Genomic DNA, 14056 nt, shown 5'->3' with positions numbered 1-14056 from the left:
GCGGGGCTCACACGGCTTCGGCCCGCCGTGTGCGGCGGTCTTAACTCCCGACGATCCGCTGAGCGACCTTCGTGTAATGAGCCCTTCGTACCGTCGCCGCGTACGACAGGACGACCCAGTACACGAAAAGGGGGCGCCCGTGGCCGCGCCGGACTCGGGGAGCGACGGCATGCCGGAGACGGTGCGGACGGTCTGCTCGTACTGCGGTGTCGGCTGCGGCATGGTCCTCGACGTCGGCAGGGGACCGGACGGGCGCCGTACGGTCCTGAAGGCGTCCGGCGACAAGGAGCACCCGGCGAACTTCGGCCGGCTGTGCACCAAGGGCGCCACCACCGCCGAGATGCTCTCCGCCCCGGGGCGGCTGACCACGGCCCTGATCCGGCCCGAGCGCGGCGACGAGCCGGTGCCCGCCCCGCTGGACGCGGCGGTCGCTCAGACGGCGGGCCGGCTGCGGGCGGTCGTCGACGAGCACGGGCCCGACGCGGTCGCCCTGTACGTGTCGGGACAGATGAGCCTCGAAGCCCAGTACCTCGCCAACAAGCTCGCCAAGGGATTCATCCGCACCAACCAGATCGAGTCCAACTCCCGGCTGTGCATGGCCAGTGCCGGCACCGGCTACAAGCTGTCGCTCGGCGCGGACGGTCCGCCCGGCTCCTACGAGGACCTCGACCGGGCGGACGTGTTCCTGGTCATCGGCTCGAACATGGCCGACTGCCACCCCATCCTCTTCCTGCGCATGATGGACCGGGTGAAGTCGGCCGGCGCCAAGCTGATCGTCGTCGACCCGCGCCGCACCGCCACCGCCGCGAAGGCCGACCTGTTCCTCCAGATCAGGCCGGGCACCGACCTCGCGCTGCTCAACGGCCTGCTGCACCTGCTGCACGAGAACGGGCACACCGACCCCGACTTCATCGCCGCCCACACCGAGGGCTGGGAGGCGATGCCCGCTTTCCTCTCCGAGTACCCGCCCGCCGCCGTCGCCGAGCTCACCGGCCTGGCCGAGGACGACATCCGCGAGGCGGCCCGGCTGATCGGCGAGGCGGGGGAGTGGACCAGCTGCTGGACGATGGGCCTCAACCAGTCCACCCACGGCACCTGGAACACCAACGCCCTGGTCAACCTCCACCTCGCCACCGGAAAGATCTGCCGCCCCGGCAGCGGCCCCTTCTCCCTCACCGGCCAGCCCAACGCCATGGGCGGCCGGGAGATGGGCTACATGGGCCCCGGCCTGCCCGGCCAGCGGTCCGTCCTCGTCGACACCGACCGCGCCTTCGCGGAGGAGCTGTGGGGGCTGCCCCCGGGCACCGTCCGCGCCGACGGTGTCGGCCGGGGCACCGTCGAGATGTTCCGGAAGATGGCCGACGGCGACATCAAGGCCTGCTGGATCATCTGCACCAACCCGGTCGCGTCCGTCGCCAACCGCCGCACGGTCATCGAGGGCCTGGAGGCCGCCGAGTTCGTCGTCACCCAGGACGTCTTCACCGACACCGAGACCAACGCGTACGCCGACGTCGTCCTGCCCGGCGCCCTGTGGACCGAGTCCGAGGGCGTCCTCGTCAACAGCGAACGCAACCTCACCCTCGCCAGGCCCGCCGCCGACCCGCCCGGCGAGGCCACCGCCGACTGGCGGATCATCGCCGCCGTCGCCCGCGCCATGGGCTATGAAGAGGGCTTCTCCTATGACAGCGCCGAGCAGGTCTTCGAGGAGATCAAGCGGGCCCACAACCCGCTGACCGGCTACGACCTGCGCGGGGTGACGTACGAGCGGCTGCACGGCACCCCCGTCCAGTGGCCCGCGCCGGCCCCCGACGGCCCCGACCGCAACCCCGTCCGCTACGTCGGCGAGGACGGCACCCTCACCTTCCCCACCCCCTCCGGCCGCGCCGCCTTCCACGCCCGCCCGCATCTGCCGCCCGCCGAGATGCCGGACGACGACTATCCGTACGTCCTCAACACCGGCCGCCTCCAGCACCAGTGGCACACCCTCACCAAGACGGCGAAGGTGCCCAGGCTGAACAAGCTCAACCCCGGCCCCTTCGTCGAGGTGTACCCCGAGGACGCCGCCGCCCTCGGCATAGCCGACGGTGACTCGCTGGAGGTCGCCTCCCGGCGCGGGCGCGCCGTGCTGCCCGCCGTCGTCACCGACCGGGTACGGCCGGGCTGCTGCTTCGCTCCCTTCCACTGGAACGACCTGTTCGGCGAGTACCTCAGCGTCAACGCCGTCACCAACGACGCCGTGGACCCGCTGTCCTTCCAGCCCGGGTTCAAGATGTGCGCGGTGTCGCTGGCCAAGGTGCCGGCGCCGGTGACCGTGCGGCCCCCGCGCGAGGAGACACCGGTGGTCGTGGTGCCTCAGCCCGGGTCCGCGAACCCGCCCACCGCCGCCGCCTCGGTCTTCGGGCTCGACCCCGCCCCGCCGCCCGTCCTCACCGAGCGCGAACGGCAGTACCTCGTCGGCTTCCTGGCCGGTGTACCCGTCGGCGCCCCCGGAGTCCCGGTGCTGCCGCCCGACGCCCCGTTCAGCCCCGAGCACGCCCTGTGGGTCAACGGCACCCTCGCCGGGATGTACTCCAGGACGGCCGGCGTCCCGCAGGCCGTGACCCCCGCGGGCCGCCAGGTCGTGATCCTGTGGGCCTCGCAGACCGGCAACGCCGAGGAGTTCGCCGCCGCCACCGCCGACCGGCTCACCTCCGGCGGCCACGCCACCTCCCTCGTCGCCATGGACGAGGCCGACCTCACCACCCTGCCGTCCGACGCCGACCTGCTGCTCATCACCAGCACCTTCGGCGACGGCGACGCCCCCGACAACGGGGCCGGCTTCTGGGACACCCTGGCCGCGCCCGACGCCGGCCGCCTGGAGGGCCGGCGGTACGCCGTACTGGCCTTCGGCGACTCCTCGTACGACGACTTCTGCGGGCACGGCCGGCGCCTGGACCGCCGCCTGGACGAACTCGGCGCGGTCCGCCTGGCCCCGCGCACCGACTGCGAACCCGACTACGCGAGCACCGCCGAGGCCTGGCTCGACGAGGTGCTCACCGCGCTCAAGGACGCCCGGACGGACCCGGGCCCCGCCCTGCCCCCTGCTTCGGCCCCTGCCGCCGGTCGCGCCCGGAAGCCCGCCCCGGTCACCGCCCGCCTGACCGGCAACCGGCTGCTCAGCCTGCCCGGCGCGGGCAAGGAGGTCCGCCGCTTCACCTTCGACACCAGCGGCAGCGAGCAGCCCCTCGTCTACGAGGCGGGCGACGCGCTGGGCGTACGGCCCCTGAACTCCCCGGAGCTGGTGACGGAATGGCTCGCCGTCACCGGCCTGGACGCTTCCGCGGCGGTACGGGTCGACGGCGTGGGCGAGGTGTCCCTCGGCGACGCCTTCCTGCGCCACCTCGACATCACCCGCCTCGGCCCCGGCCTGCTGCGCTTCGTCGCCGACCGGGCCCGCGACCCGCGCGAGCTGCGCAAGCTGCTGCGTCCGGACAACAAGGGCGAGCTGGCGAAGTGGTCCTGGGGCCGGCAGGCGGTCGACGTCGTCACCGAGTACGGGGTCCGCGCGGACGCGCAGGCCTGGGCCGACGTGCTGGGCCGCCTGCAACCCCGCCTGTACTCGATCTCCTCCAGCCCGCTGACCGACCCGCACCTGGTGTCGCTGACGGTGTCCGTCGTCCGGTACGAGAACCGGCGCGGCCGCGCCCGGCAGGGCGTCTGCTCCCCCTTCCTCGCCGACGCCGAGGCGGGCACCCCGGTACCCGTCCACGTCCAGCGCTCACCGCACTTCCGGCCGCCCGCCGACCCCGCCACCCCCATGGTGATGGTCGGCCCGGGCACCGGCGTGGCCCCGTTCCTCGGCTTCCTCCAGGAGCGCCGGGCCCGTGACCACCGGGCCCCCAACTGGCTGTTCTTCGGCGAACAGCACCGGGCCACCGACTTCTACTACGAGGAGGAGCTGACCGCCCTGCTCGCCGGGGGCACGCTCACCCGTCTGGACACCGCCTTCTCCCGCGACCAGCGCGCCAAGGTCTACGTCCAGGACCGGATGCGCGAACACGGCCCCCTGCTGTGGTCCTGGCTCCAGGACGGCGCCCACTTCTACGTCTGCGGCGACGCCTCCCGCATGGCCAAGGACGTCGACCGCGCCCTGAGGGACATCGCCGTGGTCCACGGCGGACTGACCGAGGACGAAGCGGCGGCGTACGTCAAACAGCTCACCGCCGACAAGCGGTACGCGCGCGACGTCTACTGACCGCCACCGTTGGCCGTGTCCCGCGCCAAGTGCCGCATGGTGAGGGCGAGTTGCAGCCGGAACCGGCCCTGCGGGCTGCGCACCGGCCAGCCCAGCAGGTGCTCGGCGTGGGCGAGGCGGCCCCCCGCACCAAGGCCTCCAGCCCGGCCCGGCTCTCGGCCAGCCGGTCGAAGTAGGCGATGACCCGCACGGCGGCCCCGGCATCCGGATCCACCGCGGCCAGCCGCCCGGCCAGTTCTTTCATCCCCACATGGTGCGGCATACCACCGGCGTCGGTCAGCCCCCGGCGAGGAGTCTGCGCAGCCACTCCAGCTGTGCCGCCCGGGCCGCCTGGGACAGGGCCGCCTGGGGGGCGAAGCCGTCGAAGCCGTGGAAGCCGCCGGGCCAGACGTGGAGTTCGGCGGTGCCGCCGCAACTCCAGATCCGGGAGGCGTAGGCGACGACCTCGTCGCGGAAGGTCTCCGCGGAGCCGACGTCGAGGAAGGCCGGCGGGAGGCCGGAGAGGTCGGTGGCGCGGGCGGGGGCGGCGTACGGGGACACGTCGGGGCCGCCCCGGCTCGCGCCGAGGAGGGCGCCCCAGCCGGTCTCGTTGGCCGTGCGGTCCCATATGCCGAGGCCCGCCATCTGGTGGCTGGAGACGGTGTCGTTGCGGTCGTCGAGCATCGGGCACAGCAGCATCTGCCCGAGGGGCCTCGGCCCCCGGCGGTCGCGGAGCAGCAGGGCGAGCGCCGCGGTGAGGCCACCGCCGGCGCTGGCCCCCGCGAGCACGATCCGCTCGGGGTCGCCGCCGATCTCCTTGGCGTGCTCGGCCGTCCACAGCAGGCCGGCGAGGACGTCGTCGACCGGCGCCGGGTGAGGGTGTTCCGGGGCGAGCCGGTATTCGACGGAGACCACGACCGCGCCGAGTTCCCGCGCCCACTCCAGCGGGCCGTCGACCCCGACCCGGTTGTTGCCGAGGATCATGCCGCCGCCGTGGACGTGGTAGACGACCGGCAGCGGGCCGCTGCCCGCCGGGGCGACCGGGCGGCAGACCAGCAGGGAGACGTCGGGTGCGTCCTCGGGGCCCGGGACCGTGCGGTCCTCCACGTCGAACACCCCGCCGAGGGTGAGGTCGAGATCCGCGAGCAGGTCGATCCCCGGTCCCTGCCGGGCGGTGTCGATCTCCTCCGGGGTGAGCCCCGGCGAGATGGCGTCCTTGATCGTCTCCAGGGCGGCGGCGAGTTCCGGGTCGAACGGGGGCGGGGGCGGGGTCGAAGGCATGGCTTCTCCTCACACGGGGTGCTGCGGCTCGTACGGTCATCATCGGCGCGCCGCCGCCCGCCGGGAGGCCGCCGTACGGCGGAACCTGCCCGCCGGACGGCGGGTGGCCCGACGGCGTCCCGCCCCGCCCACCGGTCTTGACTTCGAGAGCGCTCGAAGTCCTGGCCTCGCACTCGTCGATCGAAGACCGGGTGGAACGGAGACGGACATACGGGTGGGCGTACACATCAACCGGTTCGACCACTCCGGGGGCGGCCCCGCGCTCGGCGCCGAACTGGCCGCCGCGGGAGCCGCGGCCGAGGCGGTGGGTGTCAGCTGGCTGTCGGTGATGGACCACTACTTCCAGATGGAGTTCAACGGCGGCGCCGAGGACCCGATGCCGGAGGCCTGCACGACCCTCGGCCACCTCGCCGGGAACACCTCGACCCGTGCGGCTCGGAGCGCTGGTCACCGGAGCCACCCTGGGCATCGGCGCGGCCTGGTACGACCGCGAGCACCAGGGGCTGGGCGTGCCCTGTCCGCCGCTCGCGGAGCGGTTCGAGCGGCTGGAGGAGACCCTGCGGATCCTCTCTCCAGATGTGGGATCCGGACACCGACGGCCCCTTCGAGGGACGGCACTACCGGCTCGCCGAGACGCTGTGCGTGCCCACGCCGGTGAGCGACCCGCACCCGGAGATCATGATCGGCGGCGGGGGAGAGAAGAAGACGCTGCGCCTGGTCGCGCGCTACGCGGACGCCTGCAACCTGGTCCCCGCGTCCCCGGGGGAACTGAGGCACAAGCTCGACGTCCTGCGCGGCCACTGCGACACCGTCGGCCGCGACTACGACGCCGTCCGCAAGACCATCGCCTACACCGGCGAGCCGGCCACCACCGGCCACCACCGGCGACCTCGACGCCTTCACCCGGGACATCGAGGGTTACACGAAGCTGGGCGTCGACACGGTGATCCCGGCCCCGCGCCGCGGCGAGACGGCCGCGTGGATGGAGCGGTTCGCCGCACCGGCCGTCGAGCGGCTGGCCGGGCTCGCCTGACGCGGTGAGGGCGGTGCCGGCGCGGTGGCGCGGGCGCGGCGAAGGGGCCGGAGCCCTCTACGGCTTCCGGCCCCCTCGGGGTGTGGTGCCCGGGATCAGGCGGCCACGCCCACGTTGCCGTGCAGGCGCGCGACGACCTCGGTCAGCTGGGCGGCGACCTCGGCGTCGTCGGCCGGGTGGGTCTCGGCGAAGCGGGTCACGGAGCCCGGGATGGAGAGCTTGATGTCCTCGATGACCTTGCCGCCGGCGATGCCCACGGCCTTGCGGGCCTCGTCCTGGGCCCACACGCCGCCGTACTGGCCGAACGCGGTGCCGACGACGGCGACGGGCTTCCCACCGAAGGCGCCGGCGCCGTACGGACGGGACAGCCAGTCGATGGCGTTCTTCAGGACGGCCGGGATGGTGCCGTTGTACTCGGGGGAGAACAGCAGGAACGCGTCGGCGGCCTGGGCGGCCTCGCGCAGCTTGGCGGCGGCGGCCGGGACGGCGCCCTCGACGTCGATGTCCTCGTTGTAGAAGGGGATGTCGGCCAGGCCCTCGAACAGGTCGACCTCGGCACCCTCGGGAGCGAGCTTGACGGCCGCCTCGGCGAGCTGACGGTTGTGCGAACCGGCGCGGAGGCTGCCGACGAGCGCAAGGATGCGAACAGACATGGGGGTTCTCCAAGGGGCTGAAACATCGCTGTAACGATCCGGACCGAGGTCCGGTTAGCTTTCTAGCACCTTAACCGGACCGCGGTCCAGTTTTGTTCCCGGTGCTTTACGCTGTCTTCATGTCCAGCGCCCTGCCGCCCTTCCCGAAGTCCGAGGAGCCCGTCGACACGCCACAGTTGCTGGAGGTCGGCCCGGCCCCCGACGAGCCGTGCCTGCGCGCCGACGCCGCCCGCAACCGCGCCAAGCTGCTTCAGGCCGCGGCCAGGCTGATCGCGGAGCACGGGGTCTCCGGGGTCACCATGGAGGCGGTGGCCTCGGCGGCCCAGGTGGGCAAGGGGACCGTCTTCCGCCGGTTCGGCGACCGCACCGGACTGCTGATGGCGCTGCTCGACCACTCGGACAAGGAGTTGCAGGCCGACTTCCTCGGCGGGCCGCCGCCGCTGGGCCCCGGGGCGCCGCCCCTGGAGCGGCTGAGGGCGTTCGGTGTGGCGGTGCTGTACCGCTCCGCCGAGCGGCTGGACCTGCAACTGGCCGCGCAGTCGGAGCCGACCCGCCGGTTCTCCCACCCCGCGTTCCTGGCCCTGCGTACGCATGTCACGGTGCTGCTGCGGCAGATCCTGCCGGACGCCGACTGCGAGCTGCTCTCGCTGACGCTGATGGCGTACCTCGACCCCGCCCTGATCAGCCATCTGACCAGGCAGTGCGGGATGCCGATGGAACGGCTGGAGGCCGGCTGGACCGACCTCGTCGACCGTGTGACGGGTGCGGCGCGGCCCGCCTGAGGCCCGCTCAGCCGTCGTGGGCGCCGAACATGTCGACCAGCCCCTGCGGGGCGTCGGCGCGGAACAGAAGCGCGCCGCCCTCCGCGGACCGGACCGCGGAGTTCTCGCTGCGCGGGAACAGCTTCTCCTCGTACGCGGCCAGGGCCGCCTCGGTATCGCCCAGGTGCGCGGCGACCGCGAGACCCAGTTCGGCGCCGTCGAGCAGGGTGACACCGGGGACGCGCCCCCAGCGGTGGCCCGTCGGCAGGATCCGCCGCGGCACCAGCGCGCCGTCCGCGTCCGCCACCAGCGCCCTGAGGCTCTTGTCCCAGTCCGCGAAGTGTTCGAGCACGGCCGCCTCGGCCGCCGCGGTGTCCGTGAGGTCGATGCCGTCCAACCAGTCCTCGGGCGCCTGAAGGGCCGTATACACATGGAGGCCGCCGTCGCTCTCGCGGTGGGCGAGGAAGCCCCGGCCCGCACCGAGCGCGAACAGCATGCCGCCGCCGACCACCTCCGCGACCCGTGCAACCGTGAACCACCTTCCCCCGCGCGTCCCGGGCCCCCGGCCTTCTGCCAAGATGCGGTACGTCATGGTGCAGATACCGAACTCGTCCTCGCCCGGGTCGCCCGCACCGCGCTCCGTTCCCACGAGCGCCGATGTGGCCCGCCTGGCAGGCGTCTCGCGCGCGACCGTCTCCTACGTCCTGAACAACACCAGTGCGGTACGGATCAGCGAGCCGACGCGCCGCCGTGTCCACCAGGCCGCGAAGGAACTCGGGTACGTGCCCCACGCGGCCGCCCGCAGCCTGCGCGCCGGACACAGCCGCATGGTGCTGATGCCCGCCCCCACCGTCCCCGCGGGCCCGCTCTACGGTCAGTTCATCAACGAACTCCAGTGGGCCCTCGGCCGGTTGGACTACACCGTCGTGCAGTTCGGCACCGTCGGCCTGCACGGCGACGAGGCCGCCCGGGCATGGGCCGAACTGCGGCCGGTCGCCGTGCTGTTGCCCGGCGCCGGACTCGGTCCCGCGGGTGTCGCCGTACTCAAGCGGGCCGGTGCCCGAGCCGTCGTCACCCTCGGCCCCGAGCGGATCGAGGGCGCGCACGCGTTACTGATGGATCATGCCGGCGTCGGTCACTGCGCCGGCGCCCACCTGTATGCCCGCGGCCGGCGCCGCATCGGGGTCGTCGTCCCCGAGGAGCCCGGCCTCGAGGTCTTCTCCCGGCCCCGCCTGGAGGGCGTACGGCAGGCCCTGCGCGACACGGACGCAACGGTCACCGCGCTCCCGCTCGCCCATGACGAGCAAGCCGCCGCCCGACTGGCCGCCGGGTGGCGGGAGTTGGGCCTCGACGCGGTGTTCGCGTACAACGACGAGTACGCGATGCTGCTGATGCGCGCCCTCCAGGACGAGGGCGTGCGCATCCCCGAGGACACGGCGGTGATCGGGTCCGACGACCTGATGCTCGGCCGGCTGCTGCGGCCCCGGCTCAGCACGATCCACATCGAGCTGCCCTCCGGCCGCGAACTCGCCGAACTCGTCGACCGGGCGGTGCGCGAACCCGGCGTCGCACCCGAGACGCACAAGGTGCTGGGTGCGTCGGTGGTCCAGCGGGACTCCAGCTGAGCGCGCGGCCGATCGTGTCGCCGAGTGCGCGACTGATCGCGGACTAGGATGTTGCGCGCTCAACCAAATGCCCCCCGGCGATCGGAGAGCCGCCATGCCGTTGCTCGAACCCAAGACCTGGCAGTCCGTCAACTCCCGTGTACTGCGCGGAATCCAGTACACCGTCACCGAGCCCGCCACCGGCGACCCGCTCGGCACGGTCGTCCTCGCCGCCCCCGAGGACGTCGAGGCGGCCGCGCGGGCGGCCCGCACCGCACAGCGGGACTGGGCCCGCACCCCCCACTTCGTCCGAGCCCAAGTGCTGCGCAGGGCCGGTGACTTGTTCACCGCGCACGCCGAAGAACTGCGCGAGTGGATCGTCCGCGAGTCCGGTTCCGTCCCCGGCAAGGCGGACTTCGAACTGCACGTCGCCGCCCAGGAGTGCTACGAGGCCGCCGCCCTCGCCTCCCGCCCCGCCGGACAGGTCCTGCCCAGCGAGGCCCCCCGGCTGTCGTACACCCGCCGGGTCCCGGCCGGCGTCGTCGGCGTGATCTCCCCCTTCAACGCCCCGCTGATCCTCTCCATACGCTCCGTCGCCCCGGCCCTCGCCCTGGGCAACGCGGTCGTGCTGAAGCCGGATCCGCGCACCGCGGTCTGCGGCGGACTCGCCCTCGCCGCCGTCCTCGCGGAGGCGGGGCTGCCGGAGGACCTGCTGCACGTGCTGCCCGGCGGCGCCGACGTCGGCGCCGCCCTGGTCGAGGACCCGCGGGTGCCGGTGATCTCCTTCACCGGGTCCACCGCGGCGGGCCGCGCGGTCGGCGAGGCGGCCGGCCGCCACCTCAAGCGCGCGCACCTCGAACTGGGCGGCAACTCCGCGCTGCTCGTGCTGGAGGACGCCGACATCGACGCGGTGATCTCCACCGCCGCCTGGGGCTCGTTCTTCCACCAGGGGCAGATCTGCATGACGACCGGCCGCCACCTGGTGCACGCCTCCCTCTACGAGGAGTACGTCGAACGGCTCGCCGCCAAGGCCGACTCCCTGGCGGTCGGCGACCCGCACCGCGACCAGGTGCACCTCGGCCCGGTCATCGACGAGGGCCAGCTCACCAAGATCCACGGCCTCGTCGGGGCGAGCACCGCGCGCGGCACGAAGCTCGCCGCGGGCGGTACGCACGACCGGCTCTTCTACCGGCCGACGGTCCTCGCCGGCGTCGACGACGACAGCCCCGCGTACACCGAGGAGGTGTTCGGCCCGGTCGCGCCCGTACGGTCGTTCCGTACCGCCGACGAGGCGGCCGCCCTCGCCGCGGACAGCCCGTACGGGCTCTCCCTGGGCATCGTCACCAGGGACGCGGCACGCGGCCTGGACCTGGCCGAGCGCATTCCCACCGGCATCGTCCACATCAACGACCAGACGGTGAACGACGAGGCCGTGGCCCCCTTCGGCGGGATCGCCGCGTCCGGCACCGGCGCCCGCTTCGGCGGCGAGGCCAACCTGGAGGCCTTCACCGAGGTGCGCTGGACGACGGTGCGCGGGGACGTGGCGACGTATCCGTTCTAGACGAACGCGTCCAGACGTACGTGTTACCGGGGCTACTCCTTACCGGGGTTACTCCGCCTGCCCGTCGCCCTGCTGTGCGGCGATGCTCTTGCGGACCTCGTCCATGTCCAGCTTCCGGGCCTGCCCGATGACGTCCGTGAGCGCGGACTCGGGCAGCGCGCCGGGCTGGGCGAACACGGCGACCTGGTCACGGACGATCATCAGGGTCGGGATCGACTGGATACCGAAGGCCTGCGCCAGCTCCGGCTGGGCCTCGGTGTCCACCTTGCCGAACACCAGGTCCGGGTTCTCCTCGGCCGCCTTCTCGTACACGGGCGCGAACTGACGGCACGGCCCGCACCAGGAGGCCCAGAAATCGATCAGGACGAACTCGTTGTCCGTGACCGTCTGGTCGAAGTTCTCCTTGGTGAGCTCCACGGTGCTGCTCATGCGTCTACCTCTTCCTCGACATGGGGGCGCGAGCCGTGGGGAGAACACGGCCCGCTGAGTACATATTCCGGCCCCCTACCCGTGTGGCCACGGGGCACACCACCCACCAGACTGGGCCCATGACGGAAACGGAATCCATCGTTTACGACGTCGTCGTGCTCGGGGCCGGCCCGGTGGGGGAGAACGTCGCCGACCGCACCCGTGCGGCGGGTCTGACCACCGCGGTCGTCGAGAGCGAACTGGTCGGCGGCGAGTGCTCCTACTGGGCGTGCATGCCCAGCAAGGCGCTGCTGCGGCCGGTCATCGCCCGGGCCGACGCCCGCCGCCTGCCCGGCCTGAGCCAGGCCGTCCAGGGGCCCCTCGACACGGCCGCCGTGCTCGCCCGGCGGGACGAGTACACCTCGCACTGGAAGGACGACGGCCAGGTCGGCTGGCTGGACGGCATCGGCGCCGACCTGTACCGGGGCCACGGCAGGCTCGCCGGGCCCCGCACGGTCACCGTGACCGGTCCCGACGGCCGGCTCACCACCCTCACCGCCCGGCACGCCGTCGCCGTGTGCACCGGCACCCGGGCCGGGCTGCCGGACCTGCCCGGGCTCGCCGAGGTGCGGCCGTGGACCAGCCGGGAGGCCACGAGCGGGAAGTCCGCGCCGGGCCGGCTGATCGTGGTCGGCGGAGGTGTCGTCGCCACCGAGATGGCCACCGCCTGGCTGGCCCTGGGCTCGCAGGTCACCGTCCTGGTCCGGGGCAAGGGCCTGCTGTCCCGCATGGAACCGTTCGCCGGCGAACTGGTCGCCGAGGCGCTCACGGAGGCGGGCGCCGATGTCCGTACCGGCACGTCCGTGGAGTCGGTGACCCGGGAGAACGGCACCGTCGTGGCCGTCACCGGCTCGGGCGACCGCATCGAGGCCGACGAGATCCTGTTCGCCACCGGGCGCGCCCCGCGCACCGACGACATCGGCCTCGACACCGTCGGCCTGGAACCGGGCTCCTGGCTGGACGTCGACGACAGCCTGCGCGTCACCGGCACCGAGTGGCTGTACGCCGTCGGCGACGTCAACCATCGCGCCCTGCTCACCCACCAGGGCAAGTACCAGGCCCGTATCGCGGGCGCCGCCATCGCCGCCCGGGCCTCCGGCGGGACGGTCCCGGACTCGGAACCCTGGGGCGCCCACGCGGCCACCGCCGACCACGAGGCCGTACCGCAGGTCGTCTTCACCGACCCCGAGGCCGCCGCGGTCGGCCTCTCCCTCGCCGAGGCGGAACAGGCCGGGCACCGGGTCCGCGCCGTCGACGTCGAGTTCTCCTCCGTCGCCGGGGCGGGCCTGTACGGCGACGGCTACCGGGGGCGTGCCCGCATGGTCGTCGACCTCGAGGACGAGATCCTGCGCGGCGTCACTTTCGTCGGCCCCGGTGTCGGCGAACTCATCCACTCGGCCACGATCGCCGTCGCCGGCCAGGTCCCCATCAGCCGCCTGTGGCACGCCGTCCCGTCGTACCCGACGCTGAGCGAGGTGTGGCTACGGCTGCTGGAGGCGTACCGGGGCTGAGCGCGTCCGCGCGGGGCGGTGGGGGCGGCCAGCGCGGTCTCGCCCCCGCCGCCCCTACCCTCCCCCGTCCCCAGGGGCTCCGCCCCTTCGACCCCGCGGGGCTTCGCCCCGGATAAGAGTGGGCCGGAACTGGAGAGGGGAGCCGCGCCTTTCAGCCCACTCGCACGGGTGGTGGGTGGGCATGGGCCGGGGGTCTGGGGGCGGAGCCCCCAGCAGGCTGGACCGCCTACGGCAGCTCGAACCCCAGCTCCCGCGCGGCCCCCTCCGGTACCGGCTCCGTCCACCGCTGCGCCATCGTCTCGTTGGACGACAGCGAGCGCAGCTCCGCGCGGTCGAGGTACAGGACACCGTCGAGGTGGTCCGTCTCGTGCTGGACGATACGCGCGGGCCAGCCGGTGAAGAGCTCGTCGACCGCGCGCCCGTGCTCGTCCTCGGCCCGCAGCCTTACCTCGGCGTGCCGGGCCACCACCGCCTGCCAGCCGGGCACGCTCAGGCAGCCCTCGAAGAATGCCGCCCGGGCATCGCCCACGGGCTCGTACGACGGGTTGACCAGCACCCGGAACGGCTGCGGCACCCGCCCCCGGGCCAGCCGGATCTCCTCCGGCACCGGCGCCGGGTCCTCGATGACCGCGATCCGCAGTTCCACCCCGACCTGCGGCGCGGCGAGCCCCACGCCCGGGGCCGCGTGCATGGTGACGCGCAGCGCCTGGACGAAGCGGGCCAGCAGCGCGGGCTCCAACTGGCCCTCGAACGGCTCGGTCCCGCGCCGCAGCACCGGGTCACCGGCCGCCACGATCGGCAACGGACCGTCGGTGGCGAGGAGTTCCTCGACCCGCTCGGCAAGGGGCGTACGACCGGAGGGAGATGCGGATGCCATCTCGCCAGGATCGCACGGCCCCAGCACCGCCCGTGTGACGCAGAGCACTTCACCTGCGGGGAACTGGCCCGTCCGCCGCCCCGACTACTGGACC

At 73.4% G+C, this 14056-nt stretch carries 10 protein-coding genes and 2 pseudogenes; 6 read left to right on the top strand and 6 right to left on the bottom strand.

The genetic code is table 11. The features are described from left to right. Positions 1–169: 169 nt before the first annotated feature. The gene (locus ACFY01_RS01690) at positions 170–4234 is read left to right on the top strand and encodes a molybdopterin-dependent oxidoreductase (protein ID WP_390734021.1); all 4065 of its coding nucleotides are present in this window, start codon (positions 170–172) and stop codon (positions 4232–4234) included. A gap of 115 nt (positions 4235–4349) precedes the next feature. Here the strand turns inward: ACFY01_RS01690 and ACFY01_RS01685 are convergent. Together ACFY01_RS01685 and ACFY01_RS01680 are read right to left on the bottom strand one after the other, a co-directional pair. Beyond that, a pseudogene (locus tag ACFY01_RS01685) lies at positions 4350–4478 on the bottom strand (PucR family transcriptional regulator); the annotation flags it as partial. 32 nt (positions 4479–4510) lie between these two features. Further along, on the bottom strand, positions 4511–5494 hold the full coding sequence (locus tag ACFY01_RS01680) for an alpha/beta hydrolase (RefSeq protein ID WP_390733611.1): 984 nt from the start codon (positions 5492–5494) through the stop codon (positions 4511–4513). 576 nt (positions 5495–6070) lie between these two features. On the opposite strand from ACFY01_RS01680, the gene ACFY01_RS01675 reads away from it, so the two are divergent. Continuing rightward, positions 6071–6535, top strand: a complete 465-nt coding sequence (locus tag ACFY01_RS01675; protein ID WP_390733610.1) for an LLM class flavin-dependent oxidoreductase — start codon at positions 6071–6073, stop codon at positions 6533–6535. An 87-nt stretch (positions 6536–6622) separates the two neighbouring features. Here ACFY01_RS01675 and ACFY01_RS01670 read toward each other — a convergent pair whose 3' ends face one another. Then, entirely contained in the window at positions 6623–7180 is a 558-nt protein-coding gene (locus tag ACFY01_RS01670; protein ID WP_390733609.1) for an NAD(P)H-dependent oxidoreductase, read from the bottom strand. 101 nt (positions 7181–7281) lie between these two features. Between ACFY01_RS01670 and ACFY01_RS01665 the strand changes: the two genes are divergently transcribed. Next, positions 7282–7962 carry a TetR/AcrR family transcriptional regulator gene (locus tag ACFY01_RS01665; protein ID WP_390733608.1) on the top strand — a complete coding sequence of 227 codons (681 nt, stop codon included), beginning with the start codon at positions 7282–7284 and terminating at the stop codon, positions 7960–7962. Between the two features lie 7 nt (positions 7963–7969). Here ACFY01_RS01665 and ACFY01_RS01660 read toward each other — a convergent pair. Further along, a pseudogene (locus ACFY01_RS01660) lies at positions 7970–8458 on the bottom strand (FAD-dependent monooxygenase); the annotation flags it as partial. Between the two features lie 61 nt (positions 8459–8519). Between ACFY01_RS01660 and ACFY01_RS01655 the strand changes: the two are divergent. Further along, positions 8520–9566 (top strand): LacI family DNA-binding transcriptional regulator, encoded by a 1047-nt coding sequence (locus tag ACFY01_RS01655; RefSeq protein ID WP_390733607.1) that lies wholly within the window; start codon positions 8520–8522, stop codon positions 9564–9566. A 94-nt stretch (positions 9567–9660) separates the two neighbouring features. Then, positions 9661–11106, top strand: coding sequence for a benzaldehyde dehydrogenase (locus ACFY01_RS01650; RefSeq protein WP_390733606.1), 1446 nt, complete (start codon positions 9661–9663; stop codon positions 11104–11106). Positions 11107–11154: 48 nt separating this feature from the next. Here ACFY01_RS01650 and trxA read toward each other — a convergent pair whose 3' ends face one another. Further along, positions 11155–11535 (bottom strand): thioredoxin, encoded by a 381-nt coding sequence (trxA, locus tag ACFY01_RS01645; RefSeq protein ID WP_390733605.1) that lies wholly within the window; start codon positions 11533–11535, stop codon positions 11155–11157. A 119-nt stretch (positions 11536–11654) separates the two neighbouring features. Between trxA and ACFY01_RS01640 the strand changes: the two genes are divergently transcribed. Next, entirely contained in the window at positions 11655–13085 is a 1431-nt protein-coding gene (locus ACFY01_RS01640) for a dihydrolipoyl dehydrogenase family protein (RefSeq protein ID WP_390733604.1), read from the top strand. Positions 13086–13311: 226 nt separating this feature from the next. On the opposite strand, the gene ACFY01_RS01635 is transcribed toward ACFY01_RS01640, so the two are convergent. Continuing rightward, on the bottom strand, positions 13312–13962 hold the full coding sequence (locus ACFY01_RS01635) for a peptide deformylase (protein ID WP_390733603.1): 651 nt from the start codon (positions 13960–13962) through the stop codon (positions 13312–13314). Between the last annotated feature and the right edge of the window lie 94 nt (positions 13963–14056).

Source organism: Streptomyces sp. NPDC001480 (assembly GCF_042894725.1).
Lineage (GTDB): Bacteria > Actinomycetota > Actinomycetes > Streptomycetales > Streptomycetaceae > Streptomyces.
The sequence above is the reverse complement of the archived record's forward strand: the minus strand, read 5'-3'. Positions and strand labels throughout refer to the sequence as shown.